This window comes from Sandaracinaceae bacterium, assembly GCA_020633055.1.
Lineage (GTDB): Bacteria > Myxococcota_A > Polyangia > Polyangiales > Houyiibacteriaceae > JADJJE01.
This window is the reverse complement of record JACKEJ010000008.1, coordinates 554567-573095: the sequence shown is the minus strand read 5'-3', so window position 1 is coordinate 573095 and position 18529 is coordinate 554567. Positions and strand designations below refer to the sequence as shown.

Below are 18529 nucleotides of genomic sequence, written 5' to 3'. Positions count from 1 at the left end.
CTGTCGCAGCGACGGGATGCGTCGCCACAGCAGGCCAGGCCTCGCGGACGTCGACGCGAGAAGTGAACGTCGCCGCGCTCCATGTCTCCAAGCGTGCAACGGTGAAGGAAGCCTCTCCCATGTGTGCGATAGGAGCACACTGAAGTCCCGAGCCCCAGCCGAAGAACCCGTCCGATGCAAAGTGCGGGCACTGATATGTCACTCGGGGGGCGTGGAAGTTGATCTGTGATGATCCAGGCCGAGGACTGCCAGGGAGAGCGAATGCTCCCGGAACACCAAGCACAGTGATGGAGGCGTTCACGGGGCATTCGAATGCCTCGTCCTCCAGCGCCGCTAGTGCTGCATCCACACGCCGCGCGATCGCGCGAAAATCACCGAAGTCCGACATTCCGCTATAGGAGACTGGACCCCCGAGAATGCGACCCGTTGCGGTTGACATGATCACGGCCTCGCGCGTGTACGCACAACACAGATTCTCGCACAGCTCGGTCTGCATGGCGCACTCGCGGCTTCCTCCAAACTCGACGAACGCTTCGCTCCAGCCGTCGCCATCGAGGTCCGGCAAGCGAGCATCGGCAAGTTGCCATGGCCGAAGTCGACCATCGGCATCCGACACTATGGAAACGGGCTCCCCGTCGTCGAGTGGCATGGCCCTTAGGAGGTTGGCGCCCGTGAGAGTATCGACGGGCGTGCGGCCGCTACGGGCGACCTCAAGACGTTCAAGGATGCGCGGCTGTCCGCGGGAGTCTGCTCCAATCCGCGCATAGAGAACGTCGTGCTCTGTGTCCCCGCAGTTGGATACCATTGGGTCGCTACAGGCTTGGCGGGCGCGTACAACGAGGCTCGCGCACTCGCCGCCTGCCCCGTTTTCCCAGGTTCTGTGCATCTCAAGGGTGGTCGCCCTGCAGCGCAGGTCGCCTCTGCGGCCCGCACGCGGTAGCCGAAGGCCCCGCAAAACGCGTCTCCACACCGGCGCATCAAATGGCGCTGACGCGAGTGCGTTGAGAGCATTTGTATTCGGACACGTTGGCGCCGAGCTCTGCTGGCCGAGACACCGAGCGTCCAGAAACGTGGTTGTAAGCCCGGCTAAGATACACAGCGCAGCCCGAACACGAAAACGGCGTGCACGACCACAAGAATTCGAAAGGATCGCGGTGCGTGTATGCATATTGTTCGAAATGTTGGTGCGATTGATCTAGAACTGAACATCGCAGCATGAGTAGAGGCGACGGAGGCGACGGTCGTGACGAACTGCTCCCCGCCGGCGAGGCTAGAAGGTTGAACTCCAGAGGAGTCGGAGCTGGTCTCCTTCCACGAGTGGGCCGCGCCCCCGTTCCCAGGACATCGCCGCGTCCACCGCTATCTCTTCGCGGCCTTCCCCCATGGTGTCCGCGTATGCGAGGCGAACCTCAAGTCTACGACTTTGGCCACTGGGGCCGTTGGGGACTCGGACGCTGACGAGCCCGGCGGTCGGGTCGTGCGTGAGCACTGCGTGAACGCCGTAGCCGGACTCTATCAGAAACACCAGTGGCGGACCTTCGCTGCCGTCCGACGATGGGCATGCCACTACCCGCTCGATAGAAGTTGGCGTCCGTTGGGCTACGGCATGCTCCAGAGGAATCGAGCGGCAGCGTTCAAGGTCGGTTCGGCCCAACGACGCGAGCTCACAGTGGCCGACAACGGTATCCCCCGTGAGCTGAGCGACACACAGCCCTGAGCCGGATTCGAACCGAACCTCCGTGAGTGCAGCGACGGCCGGCGACCCATCCGCAGCACCTTGGGCCTGACCTTCTGTGGCGAGCGAGCGGATGAAGGCGACCAGGGCGAGTCTGCGGTTCTCGGTGGGGGCGTAGGGCGGCATGCTCGCCCGAGTGAAGCCCGCCACAACCTGAGATTGGGGCTCGACAAGGGACTGAATGATGTAGTCCGTGTCGGCCTCGCGCGCCGTGCCATCCGTGAAGGAGCGTCTGCTGCCATAGAGACCACGCCAGGTGGGCGCAATGCCCGGGGAGCCGTCCGCGGTGTGGCAGCCCACACAGCCCATCTCCCGAGAGAGGAGCTCCCCCCAGCAGGACATTGGGTCGGTATGTGTGACGCACGCTGCAGGGGGGCTATCGAGTGCCGCCACATGCGCGTCGTTGGCTTCACCCGTGGCGGCCGGCAAGATCGCTGGCTCTTGCGCCCCCGCGTACGTTTCGAGCTCCAAGATCCCGTCGCCCTGAACCACCACCTCACCACGCGCGGAGTCCCAGACGAGCCGGTCGGTGGAGACGGCCCCTTCTTCCCCTTCATAGCTCACGCCAGTGTAGTCCACGACTAGGCCGCTAGGCGTCATTCTGGCAACGCCGAAATCGTAGATGTCGAACGAGAGGGGAACGTTCCCCGTCGCCACGATGCCGCGTTGGTTGTACACAAAGAAGTCGACTTGCGTGCCCGTGCCACAGATCGCCACGGCCCAGTTCCGCAGCGGCGGGTTCCGCAGCGTCTCCAGCGACTCCACTTGGCAATGCTTGTTGTGCCATGCTCCCCGGTCGACGCGACAGCGAACGGTCACTCCGCGCCGAGCGTGGTGCTGCACTTGGCACGTCATCTCGCCCTCGATTCCGTCGCCGTGCATGAGGGGGAAGATCACCAAACGGCGCTGCGGGCCATGCGGCTCGGCGCGCTGAGCCTGGGCACCAATCGAGTTGGTGCCGACGCCGATAGCCATCGCTACGCAAGCGGTGGCCAAGGTGACTAGAGCGACGCCGCGCCGTGTAAGGACTTGCCTACTCATGTGTGTCCTCTGGGTCATCGAAGGCTCCGCAACCACGCGCGGAGAGCTGGAAGGTGAACGCTAAGCATCGGCGACGAGACCGACGGTCCCTAAGGTAGGCGTCGGACGACCCATCGCGCGGCGTTGGTGGGGTCCTTGCCCACGAGATACCGAAGCGTCGCGGATTGGTCGCGGGCGACCCACGGCCCAATGAGCCCGCGGATCTCGTACGTCATTCGCACCGAGACGCTCACCGCGAAGCTGCCCCGCTCCGAGTCGCGTTCGCCGCGACTCTCGACGCGCACTTCGTGTGTTTGCGCGTTCCGGATGGAGGGGCCGATCGCGAAACCCACCAACGCCTGCGGTATCGAACGCAAGAGATCGGCGCGGACGAGCTCGACCACCTCGGCATCGCTGGGAGCGGGGTCTACAGCGTTGCGCAGCGCGTCACACCCTCCGGAGAGGACTGCGAGGGCAGCAGGCAATAGAACGGACAGGACGAGTCGATGTGGCTGGAAGGTGTGTCTTGCGCGCATTGGGCCAGTCTCGAGTGGGGATCTCTCTCTCCCTTGTCCCCGGACCGGCCAATCCGTGACCTGACGATCGATCGAGCCAACCGGCCCGCTTGCACGTCGGCAAAGCCCACGTTGGCTTCGACGGGCGTGCGGTCATTCGTCACGTTCGACCACCGCGCTGAAGCACAACGCGCTCGTAGGCTCGTTGAACCCTGACGGATGGAGCGCCGCTCCCAACGGAAGTCGTCCTACGCCGACAAGCGCCGTTGGATGACGCCTCTCCATCGGAGCTCTCCTGTTCATGGGGTTCATGGGTCGGTGGGTGGAATGACGGGCGTCTACACTTCGAACGGGAGTCTGAACCTTGAAGCACGGGCATCTTGTATCTCTCGCGTGGATCGTCCTCGCTCTCTCTGCGAGCGCGCGAGTGTTAGCGAGCACGCGCAGCGATGGACATCGAGTCACGGTGCTTGATGGACATCACGCACCGAGCGGCGCCAGCCGCGGCGGTGATGTCCGTCACACTGGTGCGCAAGCGTGCGCAACGCACGATGGCCATCACCCAGGTGACGCGGTGCGCGTAGCTGGATGATGGCCATCGAGGGCGGCGGCTGGGGCTACGCGATGAGGTCGTTGAGGTGGTCCCCGAGGACTTTGCCGACGACGGATCGGTCGACGATGCGGACCCTGCGCGAGGCGGCGTGGCGGAGTGCGTTGGTGGCCAAGCGGTCGAGGTCGCGGACGCGACCGGAGGACGTCACGGGTGCATCGGGCGGTGGTGGGGGCGGCGACAGGGCGGCGGCGTCCGCGATCCCGACACGTCGAATCCACCGATGCAGCCGCTGCGTCGACACCCCCTCCCGCGCAGCGAACGCCGTCACGCTGAGCCCTGAGCTCCGCCAACGCATCACCGCGTCCGCACCCTCCGTCTCGCTCCAGCGCTTCCAACCGCCCCGTCCCGTACTCGCTCCACTCGTGCTCGCTCGTTGCTTCGTCATCCGCGCAACGTCGAACCCCTCCACCGAGCCCGTCTAGACCCTATGGGACGTCGTTCGCGGAGGGGATACGGTGGCCTGCCCCGCGCTCCTCTGACGCGGCCTCGGCGTCGAGGGTGACGCGCAGCTCGAGCGTCCCGTCGGGGGAGGCCACGGTCCACGCGCGCGGACCCGCGCTCGAGCCGCAGCTCGGGGTCAGAAGCAGGACCGCAGCGAGCAGCGGCGCGCGGACGAGGGACACGACATGTGCGCGATGGGTCGAGCAAGAGGACATGCCGCGACGCTGGCACGCGACGCCAGTGAAATGCAATCGCGCCATGGATCACCAATCCCCGCGCGAATCCGTTGCCTGCTCTCCGCCCCTCCGACGCCGATAGGCGTTGGTTCTCGGGTCCATCGCACCAACGAGCTCCCAGGTTCCCGGGATGGCGGCCAGCGCGCGGTCCCACGCACCCCCTCGGCGCGCCACCAGCCACACGGGATCGACCTCCGCAAGACGTGACTGGAGATCACCCTGCGTCGGCTGGTCTGACAGGTAGACAACCCGGTTGCTGAACTCGTCGTTCCAGAGCATCGCGGGGAAGCGATAGCTTCCGTCATAGGCCACGACAGCTCCTTCGGAGAGCTCACGCTCGCGGGCGCGGGCGACGTCGGCGGGCGGAGCGGTTTGGTTCAACGGAAACGCATCGCGCTCCTCTGGAGGCGTCGACAACAGGCGCTCGGCCGTCTCCCAGCTGATGTCCCAGGCCGGGAGCGACCAGAACAACGTGATCAAGGCACCCAGAATCAGGGCACCGAGGACGCCGTCGGCAAGCGCATGACGGGCCTCGCGACCGACGACGTACGCCGCGAAGAGCAGGCCAACGACCAGCACATGGAGGTTGAGGCGTGCCCACCACCAACCCGCGGGCGAGACTACGAACGATGGGATTGTCACCAGCGTAAACCAGACGAGTTGCTGATGCTGCGGCCCGAGTCTTCCCCGGCGTCTCAGAACGCCGACGCAGAGCTCGAGGAGCGCCGTGGCGACCAAGAGCGGCAAGACAAAAGGAAGAACGTTGCCGTACCCGTTGTCGCGTGTGTCGCGTAGCTGTCTGCCGCACGGAGGCGCAAAGATCTCACTCTCGGCGGTGGGACGCACCATCTCCAGACTCGCTGGGCCCACGAACGCAAGGTCGAGCGCGGCTACTTCGATCTCGACAGGCCACAGCGGGTTCCCGGTGCGCTGCCAGTTGCGCGCGTAGCCCGGCAGCGACAGCGCACAGCCCACGACCATGGACACGAACAATGCCCCGATGGTTCGCCCGCGACCCGCTCGCCGAGCGACGCCGACCGAGCGCGCGGCGGCGAGCGCCAACAGCAAGGGCGTGATGGCGATCGCGGTGCCCTTCATCGATCCCAGGAGTCCGGCTGCGACGCAGCCCAGACAGAGGTCCACGAGCCGCAACTCGGGGCGCGTAACAAAATAGAGCGCAACGGTGAACATCGCCACGAAGCAGACATCCGTGAGCGTGCTTCGCAGCTGCAACGCCACGGCAGGGGTGAGCACCAGTACAGCAGCGAACCCGAGAGCGTGAACCTTCTTCGAGGTGAAGCGTTGCGCCAGCCCGTAGACCCCGAGCAACAAGACCAGCGCCATCACGCTCTGAACCGCTTCGATGGTGCGCCGCCCTGAAAAGATCGCGGACCAGAGGCTCAGGAGCTCGCTGCTCTTCGGGTAGCCGTTCACGTACTCGAGCCCCGGAGGCACGTCGACCCACGCAAACCCGTGCTCTTGGATGGCAAACCCCACGATCGACTCGTGGTACCAGACGCCGTCCCAGCTGCAGGAGGGGGCCAGGTACGCGAAGACAGCGGTGAAGGCGCAGACGGCAACCACCGCCGCGAGCCCCAGGGCAATCAAGGGCGACGTACGCCACGCCTCGACGAAGGCGTCGCGCGGCAGGGCGGCAAGCTCCCAGAGCGCGCGACGCGCGGGCACGCCGGGGGACGCCGAGGAGGCACGCAGCGCGAGAGCGAGGGTCGCGCTGGACAGCACCACAGAGACCACACCGAGCGCCCCTGGAGTGAGCTGCCCCAGCCAGCCCAGCGCGTGGATCGGTGCGAGGATGCCGATGAGCCAGATGGCTGCGCCCGCGAGCCATGCCTCCGCGCGGCTCTCTGTGTAGAAGCGGCGCGCCAGCAGTAGGGCGCTGGTCCCGGCGTAGGCACTCAAGGTGAACAGCGCAATAAATCCCAACGGTCACTCCTCGTCCGACGCTACCGCATCAAGCCCCCACACGCATGCCGCAAGGTCTCAGCGTCTCCGCGGCTCCGCTCCACGCTGACGTTGCACTACCGTGCGATCTCCGGCTGAACCGCTTCGAACGCCCCAACTCGGTCCTCTCGCACCAGCAGGGGAACGTAGTACTCGTACGGTCCGGAAGGCCCGTGAACCACTAGACTAGCTACGATCCACTGATACTCGGTGAATGGGGCCCTGGGAGCATCGTGGATTGATATCGGTCGGTAGGACGGCCGCATGAGGTCAATGGCGAGCACGGTCGGACGTCGCGAAGCAAGATACCACAGCGGGGCCGCCCGGCGATGGCCGATTAGTCCCGGAACCCGCACCCCGTGCAACGCGACGAACCGATCCGAAAGCCCAAATGCGTCAATCGTCGGTGCATCCGTTAGATAGGGAACTACACCTGATGCCTGCGTAGCAATCCAGTCGGTTGGAGCGAGGCGCTCCGCCAAATATCCTGCCAACGCCGTGTCACGGTCCACCTGAGTTCGAAGCGCCTCCAGCGTCATGACTCGGCGCGACGCACGGGTGTCCATCTCATTGATAGCAGCGGACCGAACGAGGGAAAACTGCTTGGCACCGTAGGCGATGGACCCGCCAAGGATTGCCAGCATACCAAGCCGGGCGGCCATGCGACCGCGATCATACAGATACTCGCAAACAAGACTCCCACTCGCTGCAAAACCACAAAACAGCGGGGCGATTATGACATGAAGAAACCGATGCCCATCCTGAAAGTCTCCACCAACACACACTACGAACATAGCATGAAGAAAACAGTAAACAAAAGCCAAACACACCCACGCAAACCGCGACTCGAACGAACGACGCGCAAGAGCGATTGATAGTCCAAAAATTGCAACGAGTGCACAGAACACGAATGCAAACAATCCGAAGTCATCCGCGAAGAAGCTCAAATAGTGCAACCCATGCGTAAGCAGCTCCGTTGCATACGCTGGCATCTTCGCACGCGCGGTATTCGGAAATATGTCGAGGTAGAATGCGTACCGAAGTATCAAGCCAGAGCCAACGATCGTTGCGTATGCCGTGACGCGAACGCGACGCTGAAATGCAATGATAAGCGACGCGATGAAGGCGAATATTCCCTCCGGGCGAAGAGCCCAGGATAGTGAAAAGAGAACTCCCGACACCACGGCGTCGCGTCGCTCCAGCGAGCGCCTCTTTGCGACAAGATGGGCGAATGATATCAGCGTCGCACAGGAAAATAGCGACGTCTCCAGGCCGTCGGCAGCATGTGAAGAATACGTGAACATGATCGCAAGAAGTGCGCATGGCAGGAGGTTTGTGTACCTGGCTTCATTGCGATCAAAAGTTCCGATATGGTATACGAGTGCAACTGACGCTGTTGAAGCAGATACGCCAATGATCGGACTTAGTTTCTCTGGAGCTACACCGAGAAGTTCACCTATGGAGAGAATGATCGCGTAGAGTGGGCTTGAGAACCCCTCAACGCGTTCGCCGTCATTGAAGGCCAATTCGCCTCGCTGGGCGAGTCTATGTGCGTACCGATATGCGATAAATGCATCGTCGCATCTCACATCCAGAATCCATACGATCAAATTGTGAATAGTTAGTATGGCTGCAAGAGGCAAAAGGCGCGATAGTCGAGGACATGGTCTAGTGATACTCACCTACGAATGCGCCACGCGTTTCCGGCGCCTATTCACATATGCCAGACGATATGTTGCACCTTCCGTCATCGCATTGATTCGAAGCGCAGCACCGGGCACCGGGAAATCCGCACGTACGACATTCACTGTCACCGCCTCCGCTGAAGTGGCAGCGTGCCCATCTATTCACGCAGAAGATGCTTCCTCCTTGTTCACAGCAAGCCTCACCATCCCTCCCACAAGGCTCGCAGTCTCCGTTGAGGTTGCAGGAAAACCCGAAATCGCAACCGTCTGGGCAACATGGTTCGGCTTGGCCGCCACAGCCTTCCGGCTGGCACGCATCTGGTGTTGGATACGCGAAGAGTGAGTACAGCGACTTGCATTCGAGTGACGTGTCACAGCTGTCAAGCTCACAGCAGGGGTCATTTAGCCCCCCGCACGGGTGGCAGACGGCTGCGCTGCAGTACGCACCCCCGCCGCAAGTCGTTCCTGCGCAGCAAGGCTGCCCAACGCCTCCGCAGGCGACACATGAGCCTCCGCTGCAGGTCGCACCCCCGCCGCAAGTCGTTCCCGCGCAGCAAGGTTGCCCAACGCCGCCGCAGGCAACGCATGACCCATTGCTACACGCGGCGCCGGCGCCGCACGACGACCCAGCGCAACAGGCCTGGCCGATGCTGCCGCACGGCACGCACGTTCCTGACGCGCACGTGCCCTGTGCGCAGCTGTGCCCGTTGCAGCAGCGCTCGCCCAGAGCTCCACAGGCCGCACATGCTGCAGCGCCGCCCGTGATGGGGCAGTCCATCCCGGCGTTGCAGCTTCCGCCGGTGCACGCGTCGCTCGCCGTGCAGTAGGTGTCGCAGCACGCCGCGCCGACGGTGCCGCCGCACGCGACGCAGTTGCCTTGGTAGCACGTCTGGTTGGCGTTACATTGCCGCCCGCACGCACCGCAGTTCGACTCGTCGTTGCGCAGCGACACGTCGGAGTCCACTGTTGCGTCGATGTCGGTGATGCCGTTGCAGTCTTCGTCGATCAGGTTGCCGCAGATCTCGGGAACCCGTGCGCCCTCCTGGTTGCTTGCGTCGTTGCAGTCGGTGCCACCGCACACGAGGGGCGGTTCGCCGTCGCCATCGTTGTCCAGGATGGTGAAGGTGCAGGTCGCGGAGACGGGGTTGCACGTCTCGTTGCGGGTGCAGGGGTCGGTGTCTACGCAGTCCGCGTGAGAGCCACAGATGCGCCCCGCCAGACACCCCGTGGTGAGGTTGCAGGACGACCCCACAGGACAGAGCGCCGGAGGCTGCACACGACCATCGGCGTGGTGGAACACCCTCCGTTGTTTACGCTACAGCCGGAGGTGCCGACGTCCCGCAGGCCACCGTCCTCAAGGAGGGGCGCGTCGCCCCCGCAGCCGACGAAGCTCGCGGCAAGAAGGGTGACAATGGCGAGGAGTCGGGTGTGTGTGCGGGGGTGCATGGAGGAGTCCTTCTCTCGCTCCTTGTCGTGGGCCCCGCCAATCCGTGTGGTCCCGCTCGAACGAGATGATGCGTCGTCTCCGGCGACGCGGCAGCTCGATCAGAGAGTGTGCTGACGGTGGGATGCTGATGTGCTGGAAGCACATTCCGGTATTGGCGCGACGTACCCGTCCGCTCAGTTGATGGGACCTCCGGGTTCGGTTCCGACCACGGTCACTGGCGCCGCACGGTACCCGCCCGCGCCGCCCGTTGTGCCATCGCCGAGTTGGCCCTCCAACGCTCGGCCCCAACACCACACCGCCCCTTGCTCGGATAAGGCGCAAGTGTGGCTCCCGCCTGCCGTCACCTCGAGCGCGTCGGTAATGCCCTGCACAGCCCGAGGACTCAGCGCGTTGTCCGTTGACCCATCACCAATCCGCCCATCCGCGTTTGGTCCCCAACACCATATCGTGCCGTCCCCGTCCACTGCGCAGCTGTGGTTGGTTCCCGCTTCGATTGCGGTGGTTGCGTCCAGATTGGCGACAGCCCCTGGGGACTCCCCACCCCCCCAGAACGTGGAGCCCCTGCCGCACTGGCCGAACTGATTCCCGCCCCAACAGAGCTGGCTTCCGTCATCAATCAGTGCACAAGTGTGCTGGTCCCCCGCAGCGACCCGAAGTGCGCCGGAGACGCCAGCGACGGTCTGAGGCGTCCGGTAGCTGGCGTGGTCCCAGGTCAGTCCCGTCACGCGGCCAGTCTCACCGTAGCCCCAGCACTCTACCGTGCCACTGGTCCTGACCGCGCACACATGGGCAAACCCGACACTGACGTCGAGCACCCCGAGCTCGATCGCCGCAGTGGAAGCGAGCAGCGTGTTGCCGCCACTGGTGCCCACACCCGATTGGCCGGAACCATTGCTACCCCAGCATCGAACTGCGCCTCCCGTAGTCCGCACGCACGTAAAGTCGGCCCCGGCCCCCAGCTGCGCAGCGTCCGTGACTCCGACCGAAGCCACAGGCACCGTGCGCCGAATGGTCGATCCGTCGCCGAGTTGTCCGTTGGTGTTGCGCCCCCAACACCACACAGCGCCATCGTTGAGCACGGCACACGAATGAGCTTCACCAAGCGCCACAGTCCGGGCGTTTGTGATCCCTGTCACCCTCACTGGCAGGAGCGCAACGCTGCCGCTCCCTGAGGTCCCGTTGCCGAGCTGACCGTCAGAGTTAGAGCCCCAGCAGTAGACCTCTCCGGTCCGAGCAACCACACATGTGTGCCGGTGCCCGGCTGCGATACGCTGCGCACCGGCGATGGTGCACATCGCTCCGAGACACGTCGATCCGACTCCGCACCCACAATCCTCACAGCAATTCGCCGACGTTTCACCAGGGCCGCAGGAACTGTCCCCGCACAACACTGGCCTGCACTCGGGATAGCCGCTGTACCCCACCGCGCAACCGTCGCACAGGGCTCCAACGTAGGCCGGCTCGCAGACATGGGAGCACGAGTCGTTCTCGCACACGGCGATGGCGTTTGGTGGCGTTGATGCGGCGCACGACACCGCGGCATCCGGCTCGTCGTTCGTGGTCCCGTTGCAGTCGTCGTCTAGGGCGTTGCAGATCTCAGTGGCCCCAGGGTTCACGGAAGCGTTGCCGTCATCGCAATCGGAGGAAGAGGTGGACCAGCCAGCCAAGGGGCACTCTGAAGGACCCGCACTGGGTGCGCTGCAGCCGAGCGTGCCAGACGAATCGAGCGCCCCAAAGGTGTCGCCATCGCAGTCCTGGTAATAGGCCGTCTCGACGCCCTCGTCGCTTGCGCCATCGCAATCGTCGTCCACTCCATTGCAGATCTCCGCCGTGGACGCACCCGACGCACAGCACACCAGGGTACCCGCTTCGACGCCGCAGGCGGTCGGACACTCACCTCCTGCGCAACAAACCGAACACAGTTCGAGCGTGTGGAATGCAAAGGGGCTCCCGCCAACGACATCGACCAGATCCAGCGTGTTGTCAATTGCGTCCAGCAAATCGTCCACCAGGGCGACCTTGTCCGCCAACCAAGAAAGCCACCGCGGAGGAACGCCAATGAAGGAGCACGCAGTGAGCGTGTGGAAGTTGTCGATAAGCGTCGTCAGAACGTCGTTCGCCCAACCGTCGATTTCTCCGATAGTCGTCGGAAGGTTGGTCGGTACTTCGGTCACCGAAGCGGCGATGAATTCGAGAATGGCTTCCTCACAGGGTGACGAGCCCAGTTCGCCGATTAAGTCTGGAAGCAAAGCAGCAACCATGCGTGCAGCAATTCCCGCCAGCGACCGGCCCATGACCTCGCCATAGAGAAGTTCGTCACTCAGTGGCACCCGGGGATCGGGATTCAGAGCGTGCGACGCATACCCAACGAACGAGGGGGCGATCACGCGAACGTCGACGTCGGGGCCTTCTTGTACAGAGATAGTGAGGTTGCCTTCGACGACGGCTGGCTGATAGGCCTGCAGTACCCGGTACACGTCGATGAAGTCTGACGACCGGAGGTAGACGATGGAGCTCCCTGTACGGACTGCGCGGATCTCGCCGACATCCCTCAGAAGGAGCCCCGTCCAGCCGGGATAGCGCCCGAGACGTGCGGACAGCGCGACCTGTGTGCGGTCAGCGCTGAGGATGGGTTCGCCGAACTCGAGATTCTCGAGGCCATGGTCGGGGTCGGGGACCAGCCTCCGCGGCTGGGCGAGTGTGATGCGCGTGAAGTCGTCTCTGGCCTCCCGCACCGAGGTTGCGAGCGTCGGGTCGAGCAGCGCCTGCTGAAGTGAAGGGGAGCGACGAAGTGACGCTTCGACCGGCGTCAGATCCGTGTTGCCGAGCTCAACCCACAGAGCGAGACGGCTCTGCGGTGACAAGTAGCGGCCGCCGAGCGCTAGGACCACGAGCGTGCGCGCTGTCGCATTCGCGTCGAGGACACACGTCTCGGAGCCGACTAGCCCCATGGCCAGAAGGTCATTCCCGTCGGCACCGACTCCCCATGCCAGCGCGCCTACCTGGTGACTGGTCGATGAGGAACACGGATTCGAGCCCTCCACTGACTGAGCCCCGACGCGGGTCGTGAAGATGCGAGATGACGGCCACGTCGCATGTCCCCCAGCGTCGTCGGGTATCACGATTTCGGAGTCAGTCGCCGCGTCTGGCGTACTTGAGGCGTCCACCTCTGGTCCGCCGGAATCTGGCGCCGATGGGCGGGGCGCGGAACAGCCCACGGTAGTCACGGCCAAGATCAGTGCGGTGGTGGTCGAGTAGACGTTCTGCATGGTGTGCCTCTCCCCGTGACATGACGGCGGGCGGGTCGAGCCGCTGAAGAGTCCTACGGAAGAGACAGCGGGCGTTTACGCGAGCGCGGAGGTGTCAAGGTCGTGCCGGCCACTGTCCTCATGAATGACCGCTTGGCTCCCAAGACCGACCAAGCCCCGGCGAGAAGCGTAGCGATGCAAGGACGTGTGGCGTGAGCGGCGCAGTGGATGGTGGACTCCTTCTCTGCTTGTCGTGAGGGCCTCCAATCCGTGTGGTTCCCCGGACTGAGACGGGCGCAGTCCGCCTCGGCGTTTCCTTCGAGGTAGAACGAGCTCGTTCCGAGTCCTCAGCGCCGAAGGCGACCTCTAGGCCGCCGCCGGTCCAAGGGTAGCGCGTTTGGTGCCGTGGAGAGGTGACGCGACCGCAGTGGGGGTCAGGGGATCGAAGACAAGGCCATGATGCTGCGCTCCCACACATGGCCTTGTCGCAACACCGACGCATCTGCGGAAGGTGAAGAGTGGTCGCTATGGCCCGTCGACCCGCGCTTCCTCGCACACGTCACGGCGCGTGTTGATGGCGATGTCGATGACCGCCCTTGCACACTCTGCGATGAACTGAGTTGTGAAAAGCACGAAGGTGGCCGTCAGCATGGCGGTCATCATCGCGATGAGACCACCGAGGAACCCTGCACTGCCGGACATTCTCGGCAGGAGTCCGAATGGGTCCAGTTCCAGATATTGAAAGAGGCTGAACTCGGAGGTCCAGAGTCCGAACATCGCGACCCCCCCAGCGACGACTTGGGATGCCGCAACGAGCTCTCCAGTCATCTGGAAGAGGATGACGGCTATGGGTACGACGAAGTACCTGTCGTCTCCGACCGTCGTCTTCATCTCCTCGCCGCGTGTCACGATGATGGTAATCGCGAGATACGTCCACGTAGCCATAAGCGATTGAGTGACGCCGGCAGACAAGAGAAGGCCGACTCTGAAGTCGTGTTCTAGTTGACCTACTACGAAGGCCCACATCCCGAAAGACAGGGCGATAAAGCCAAGTATCAGGGACCCTCCAAGAAGACCGAGAAGCAGGAAGCAGAAAGCCCGGAACGACCCCGGTTTGCGGAACGCAAGAATGAACGGTCGGAGGGCCATCAAGTTTACCTCCTTCTTGAGGAGGCTCGTCTCTTTGGCGATCTTCGACTCTTCTGAATCCATGTTCACTCCACTTTCGCGCACCGAGCGACTTCGAACGGGATTTGAGCGCCATTGTGCGCCTACCTTCGTCTTGTCACTCCCGGGGTGATTCCGTGGGCACTGCGGACAACAGCGCCGTGGTCTGCGCCCAGCACGACCTCGTCCTACTCGAAGCGCTTCCGCGGGCGCCGCGCACGTTGGACTACGGCCCGGTCACCGGAATCAACTCGCCCCCAATGTACGCGTAGCGCGTCTCTCCGCCTCTCCTCCGGAGGACGAGCGGGAAGTACGTGGCAGACGCCCCACGCCCCACGCTCTGCTGGAAGCGCATTCTCTCAGACCTCGACGTATCGAGCAGCACGGAGTTGGCAACCTGCTGAGACCAGATGACGCGCCCGCTGTTACCTGGCACGTACACCTTCCAGTCCAGGTGGCCCGACGGGCTTGGAGACCACCCTGGGTGGGTGCCAAGCGCGAGCGCTGTGGGACCGGCGTCGCGCGTGAGCTCGAACAACACCATCTGCGCGACGTAGCTCGACACCGTGGTCACCTGACCCGTGCTGAGCTGACACGTGCGCGACGAGATGGGGTAGATGCCGACGAAGGACTGTCGCCGAGCAGGGTCGCGCGCCACCGCGACGACCACCGATCGCCGGCTGCCCTCCAGGCGGACGTTGGTAGAGAGCAACAAGGGGGACGCTCCAAACGCGGGGACGCTAGGCGAGGCCCTCATCAACGCTGCCCCGTCTGGAACACAGCCCTGATAGGTCTCGAGGAGCGCACCGGCCATCCAGCCTGAGTCGTCGCTGGACGCGCTCACGTAGGCCCACGTCCCCCTCTGCCCGTACGCTGCCGTGACCCCCTCCAGGCTCCCGAGGAAGCCCACGATAAGGCTCTTGGCGGGCACGACACCTGAAACCTGGTGGCTTGTGGATGGGCCCGTACGGAGGTTGGCCTCGACCGTCGTGGTGAGCATGACAGGTACGAGGCTGACGGGCGCCCCTCCGAGGGGCTGTACGCTTGCGGTGTTCCAGCCGAGTGAGTCGGCAAGCCGAGCGGCCGACGCATGGTCGCCTTCGACGACTAGAGTCCAGCCGCCGCCGCCGCCCGCGCCGGAACCACGCACACGCAGCGATGAGGCCTGCCCACGTGCAACTGCGTGTCGGTATAGCAGTCCGATCTGGCCAAGCGACGCGAACTCTGTCAGTCGGAATCCGGTGGGCGCCTGGGGCTGCGCGGGCGCGCTCCCACGAGACCCCGAGGGCGACCCGGTCACGCTCCCACCTGAACCCATCGCCGAAGGTGCCTCAGACGAACGCTCCTCCTGGGAAGGGAAGCCAGCGGCGTAGTCGCTGCTCTCTACCGTATGACCGACCCTACCGGGGTTGCGACCGAACGCTGCGACGAGCGACACGAAGCTGATCAGAAGCAAGGTCGCGCTTCCCACGGCGAGCCACTGAGCTGGGGTCTGCGGGCCATTCGGGACGACCAGGGGGGCTGACCGCGTGTCGCTGGTCACAGACCACGACCAGCGGTGCCATTGGGCGACTGCCCACGGGAGGTAGAGACCCAGCGTGGCGAAGACCAGCAAGAGGGAGACTGCGGCTTGCACCAGGTACGCGATGCCCCCAGCGTCGCAACGCAGCCTGTACGGTGCAGCGGAGGGCTCATGCACGACGGTGTGGTGGCGAATCCATTTCAACCAAGACGTCGCGAGCCATGGTGTGGCCAGGCCGAGGCTGAGAATGAAAGCGAACACCGTCAGGAAGTAGAGGCCGATGACCTCGGTCGCCGTACCGTCGAACTTGAGTCGGACACCGTTTGGAGCCTCGCAGCGTTCCGCCCAGGCTCGGCACTCCCACACGATGACCCACGGGATGCCCCACCCACAGGTGACGATGGTGACGATGGTGACCAGGATGCTGCGCCCCAGCGACTCGGCCCAGGTCTCCGTGAACGTGATGCGACCGGCCGGGATGCGAACGAATTCCGTGTTGAGCTTGCGTGAGCGCCACCCCGGGTATCCCAGAAAGGACGCGACGCCGCAGGTCACGAAGGTCAGCAGAATGCTCACAATCCAGTCGATAGCGACGGCCGTCCCATGCCCGTCCCACAGATATCGTGGCGTGGTCGTCGGGTGCACTGCATGGGAGGTGTCGGACATGCCCCTCCTTGTCGCGTCGAGCGCCAGTCCGTGGCGCGGAGGTCAAACCGGTTGAGACCGTTGAGACCGTTGCGACCAGGACTACCCACGAACCAACGGTTCAAGCGCCGCCCTCCACGGAATGTCGCGACCCATGACAAGAAGGCGACAGGAGGGGATCGGTTCCCAATTGGAGATCACGTGATGACCGTTTCGCGTTCATTGAGCATTCTTGCGACGATTCTGAGCCTTATCGGGTGTGGTGGTTCGCCGTACTACGTGGGGTCTTCAACCGCGCGCTTCGCGGGCACAGGGGCGACCCCGGTGCCCCCCACGATTGTCCGTGCACCGGGTGCGGAGGGAGGAGCGCCCCTGCGCAGCGTGGCGGTTCTGTGGCCGGATGGGTGCACGTCGAGCAGCTATGGGGCGGCTTCGGGGACGGCCCCCGCTGCTGCGCCGCTCATCGCGATGGACTGCGGTGTCCTGATGGAATCGGTGGAGGTGGCGCTCAACTCAGCTGGATTTCGCGTGGTGAGCTGGGATGCCCTGCGACGGCGCGCCCTCGTGGGGGACCTCAGCCCGGAGCAGGCCGCGGAGGCCTTGGGCGTCCAAGGTCTGATTCGCATTGTTACCCTGGAGACCTCGGAGGTCGTCGATTCGGTGGAATTCGACCGAACCCTTCACCGTGCCGACCGACAAGGGCATCCCCTTGGGGCCCCCCTCGACCCGACGCGCGCCGCCGCCGCGAGCGTGTTTCCGCAGCTGGAGCAGGGCATCGCGGGGGTCGTGCGGCGGTCCGTCACGTTGGTGGCGGTGGTCTCGCTCGTGCCCACAGGGGAGATCGCCTGGCACTTCCGCGGCACGATGCTGGAGTCGATGTCAGACGGCACGCTTACCCGGCGTGCGTTGATCGAGTGCGCAGACGAGGTTGGCTGTGTCATCCGCTCCGCCGAGTCGGAAGGCCAAGCGCCGGCAGCTGGGACCACGGCGGACGCAGCAGACCCCGCAGCGGCCGCGCGCTTCGCGCTGCTCGAGCAGACCTTCGCTGCCTTCGCGACGGCGTTGCGTGATGGTCGGGTCACGCACCACTGCAATGGTGTAGACGGGACGTGTGGCGGCGGACAACAGGCTCCGGCGCAGGCTTCCGAGCCTGCCCGTGGACGATAGGTCGCCACCATGCGCTGTCGTAAATGGCTGACCCTTGCGTTGAGTTGCGGAGGGCTGTGCTTGTCGTCCTTGGGCACCGCGCGTGCGCAAGAGACCGTCCGACTGGAACCACCCATGCCCCCACCGGCCGCACAGGAAGCGGTGCGCTTCGACCTGGCTGGGGAGCGGATACAGCGTCCCGACCGTAGCTCCGAGGAGCAGACGGTGACCCAGGGGCCCGACGTCCCAGCGGCGCGCGCCATCACCATCACCTCGTCTCCAGGTGATGGTCGGCAATCCGCCGCACAAGCGGGCTCGACCGACGCCGCACAACCGGACGCACCCTCACCTCGGCAGTCGCCGCCCGTTGATGCGTACTCGACACGGGGGCTCGTTCTACCGCGCGGCCGCCTCCGCATCGACGCGTTTGCGCGCGACCCAGCCCTGCTCGGCAGCGGCTACATGTATGGCGAGGATGGTTCGCAGACTGGCCTTCGGTTCACGTCGACGGCTGACTACACTCGCGACGGGACGGAGCTCCTATCAGCCGATGTCGCCGTGGGCCTCGGGCTTGGGGCGTCCTACGGAGTCACCGACGACCTAGAGCTGGGCATCGACGCCCTGCCCCTGTACTTCACCGGGAACACGACGGTTGGCTCATTCAACAGCCGCTACACCAATCGCTCGGGCGGCTTGGGAGGTATCCCTGTCTACGGGCGTTATGCCTTCTTCCGAACGGATTCGGTGCAAATCGGCGGACAACTCGCCATCCGAATGCTCGATTGGGGCTTTCAGCTCGGCCTTCCCGTTAGCATCGCGCTCGCGGGACGGCTGCGGATCGAGACCGGAGTCGCGTTCGAGGCGAGCCAATACGGCAAGGGAACCACGGTGGAATACGGCTTCGTGCTTCCAGCCGCGGTTTCCTTCGACCTGGGCAGGCGTGCGCACATCGGGGCCCGGCTAGCGCTCAGCTATCGGCCCGACGCGAGCTCGTTCGCTGGCGGAGTGTTCGCCGGCTACCTGCTGCCACTCGGAGACCGCATGCGGCTGGACCTCCAAGCACGCTACAGCCTGAGGCTGCTTCGGCCCCTCAGCGGACCCAGCGTCGACTTTTCGATCGGAGCCGCCCTCTGGTTTGGGCCGTGAC

10 protein-coding genes are annotated in these 18529 nt (G+C 64.5%); 2 read left to right on the top strand and 8 right to left on the bottom strand.

What is annotated here, in order from left to right; all coding sequences use genetic code 11:
* Window positions 1–1270: 1270 nt before the first annotated feature.
* The 8 genes from H6726_19190 to H6726_19155 all read right to left on the bottom strand — a co-directional run bounded on the left by H6726_19190 (window position 1271) and on the right by H6726_19155 (window position 16257).
* The gene (locus H6726_19190) at window positions 1271–2500 is read right to left on the bottom strand and encodes a hypothetical protein (protein ID MCB9659782.1); all 1230 of its coding nucleotides are present in this window, start codon (window positions 2498–2500) and stop codon (window positions 1271–1273) included.
* Between the two features lie 1387 nt (window positions 2501–3887).
* Entirely contained in the window at window positions 3888–4151 is a 264-nt protein-coding gene (locus tag H6726_19185; GenBank protein ID MCB9659781.1) for a hypothetical protein, read from the bottom strand.
* Between the two features lie 157 nt (window positions 4152–4308).
* Entirely contained in the window at window positions 4309–4539 is a 231-nt protein-coding gene (locus H6726_19180; GenBank protein MCB9659780.1) for a hypothetical protein, read from the bottom strand.
* Between the two features lie 48 nt (window positions 4540–4587).
* Window positions 4588–6480 carry a hypothetical protein gene (locus H6726_19175; GenBank protein ID MCB9659779.1) on the bottom strand — a complete coding sequence of 631 codons (1893 nt, stop codon included), beginning with the start codon at window positions 6478–6480 and terminating at the stop codon, window positions 4588–4590.
* 119 nt (window positions 6481–6599) lie between these two features.
* Window positions 6600–8132 carry a hypothetical protein gene (locus tag H6726_19170; GenBank protein MCB9659778.1) on the bottom strand — a complete coding sequence of 511 codons (1533 nt, stop codon included), beginning with the start codon at window positions 8130–8132 and terminating at the stop codon, window positions 6600–6602.
* A gap of 1695 nt (window positions 8133–9827) precedes the next feature.
* Window positions 9828–12605 carry a hypothetical protein gene (locus H6726_19165; GenBank protein ID MCB9659777.1) on the bottom strand — a complete coding sequence of 926 codons (2778 nt, stop codon included), beginning with the start codon at window positions 12603–12605 and terminating at the stop codon, window positions 9828–9830.
* An 822-nt stretch (window positions 12606–13427) separates the two neighbouring features.
* A complete protein-coding gene (locus H6726_19160; protein ID MCB9659776.1) occupies window positions 13428–14114 on the bottom strand; it encodes a hypothetical protein in 687 nt (228 codons plus the stop codon).
* Window positions 14115–14295: 181 nt separating this feature from the next.
* Complete coding sequence (locus H6726_19155) at window positions 14296–16257, bottom strand: hypothetical protein (GenBank protein MCB9659775.1); 1962 nt, start codon at window positions 16255–16257, stop codon at window positions 14296–14298.
* 360 nt (window positions 16258–16617) lie between these two features.
* Between H6726_19155 and H6726_19150 the strand changes: the two genes are divergently transcribed.
* Window positions 16618–17403 (top strand): hypothetical protein, encoded by a 786-nt coding sequence (locus H6726_19150; GenBank protein ID MCB9659774.1) that lies wholly within the window; start codon window positions 16618–16620, stop codon window positions 17401–17403.
* A gap of 114 nt (window positions 17404–17517) precedes the next feature.
* Window positions 17518–18528 carry a hypothetical protein gene (locus H6726_19145; GenBank protein ID MCB9659773.1) on the top strand — a complete coding sequence of 337 codons (1011 nt, stop codon included), beginning with the start codon at window positions 17518–17520 and terminating at the stop codon, window positions 18526–18528.
* The last annotated feature ends 1 nt before the right edge of the window (window position 18529 follow it).

Bases quoted from the DNA above. Each gene is read 5' to 3' on its own strand.
- H6726_19165 (MCB9659777.1), bottom strand. From the start codon at position 12,605: ATGGGGCTAGTCGGCTCCGAGACGTGTGTCCTCGACGCGAATGCGACA.
- H6726_19155 (MCB9659775.1), bottom strand. From the start codon at position 16,257: ATGTCCGACACCTCCCATGCAGTGCACCCGACGACCACGCCACGATAT.
- H6726_19180 (MCB9659780.1), bottom strand. From the start codon at position 4,539: ATGTCCTCTTGCTCGACCCATCGCGCACATGTCGTGTCCCTCGTCCGC.
- H6726_19145 (MCB9659773.1), top strand. From the start codon at position 17,518: ATGCCCCCACCGGCCGCACAGGAAGCGGTGCGCTTCGACCTGGCTGGG.
- H6726_19160 (MCB9659776.1), bottom strand. From the start codon at position 14,114: ATGGATTCAGAAGAGTCGAAGATCGCCAAAGAGACGAGCCTCCTCAAG.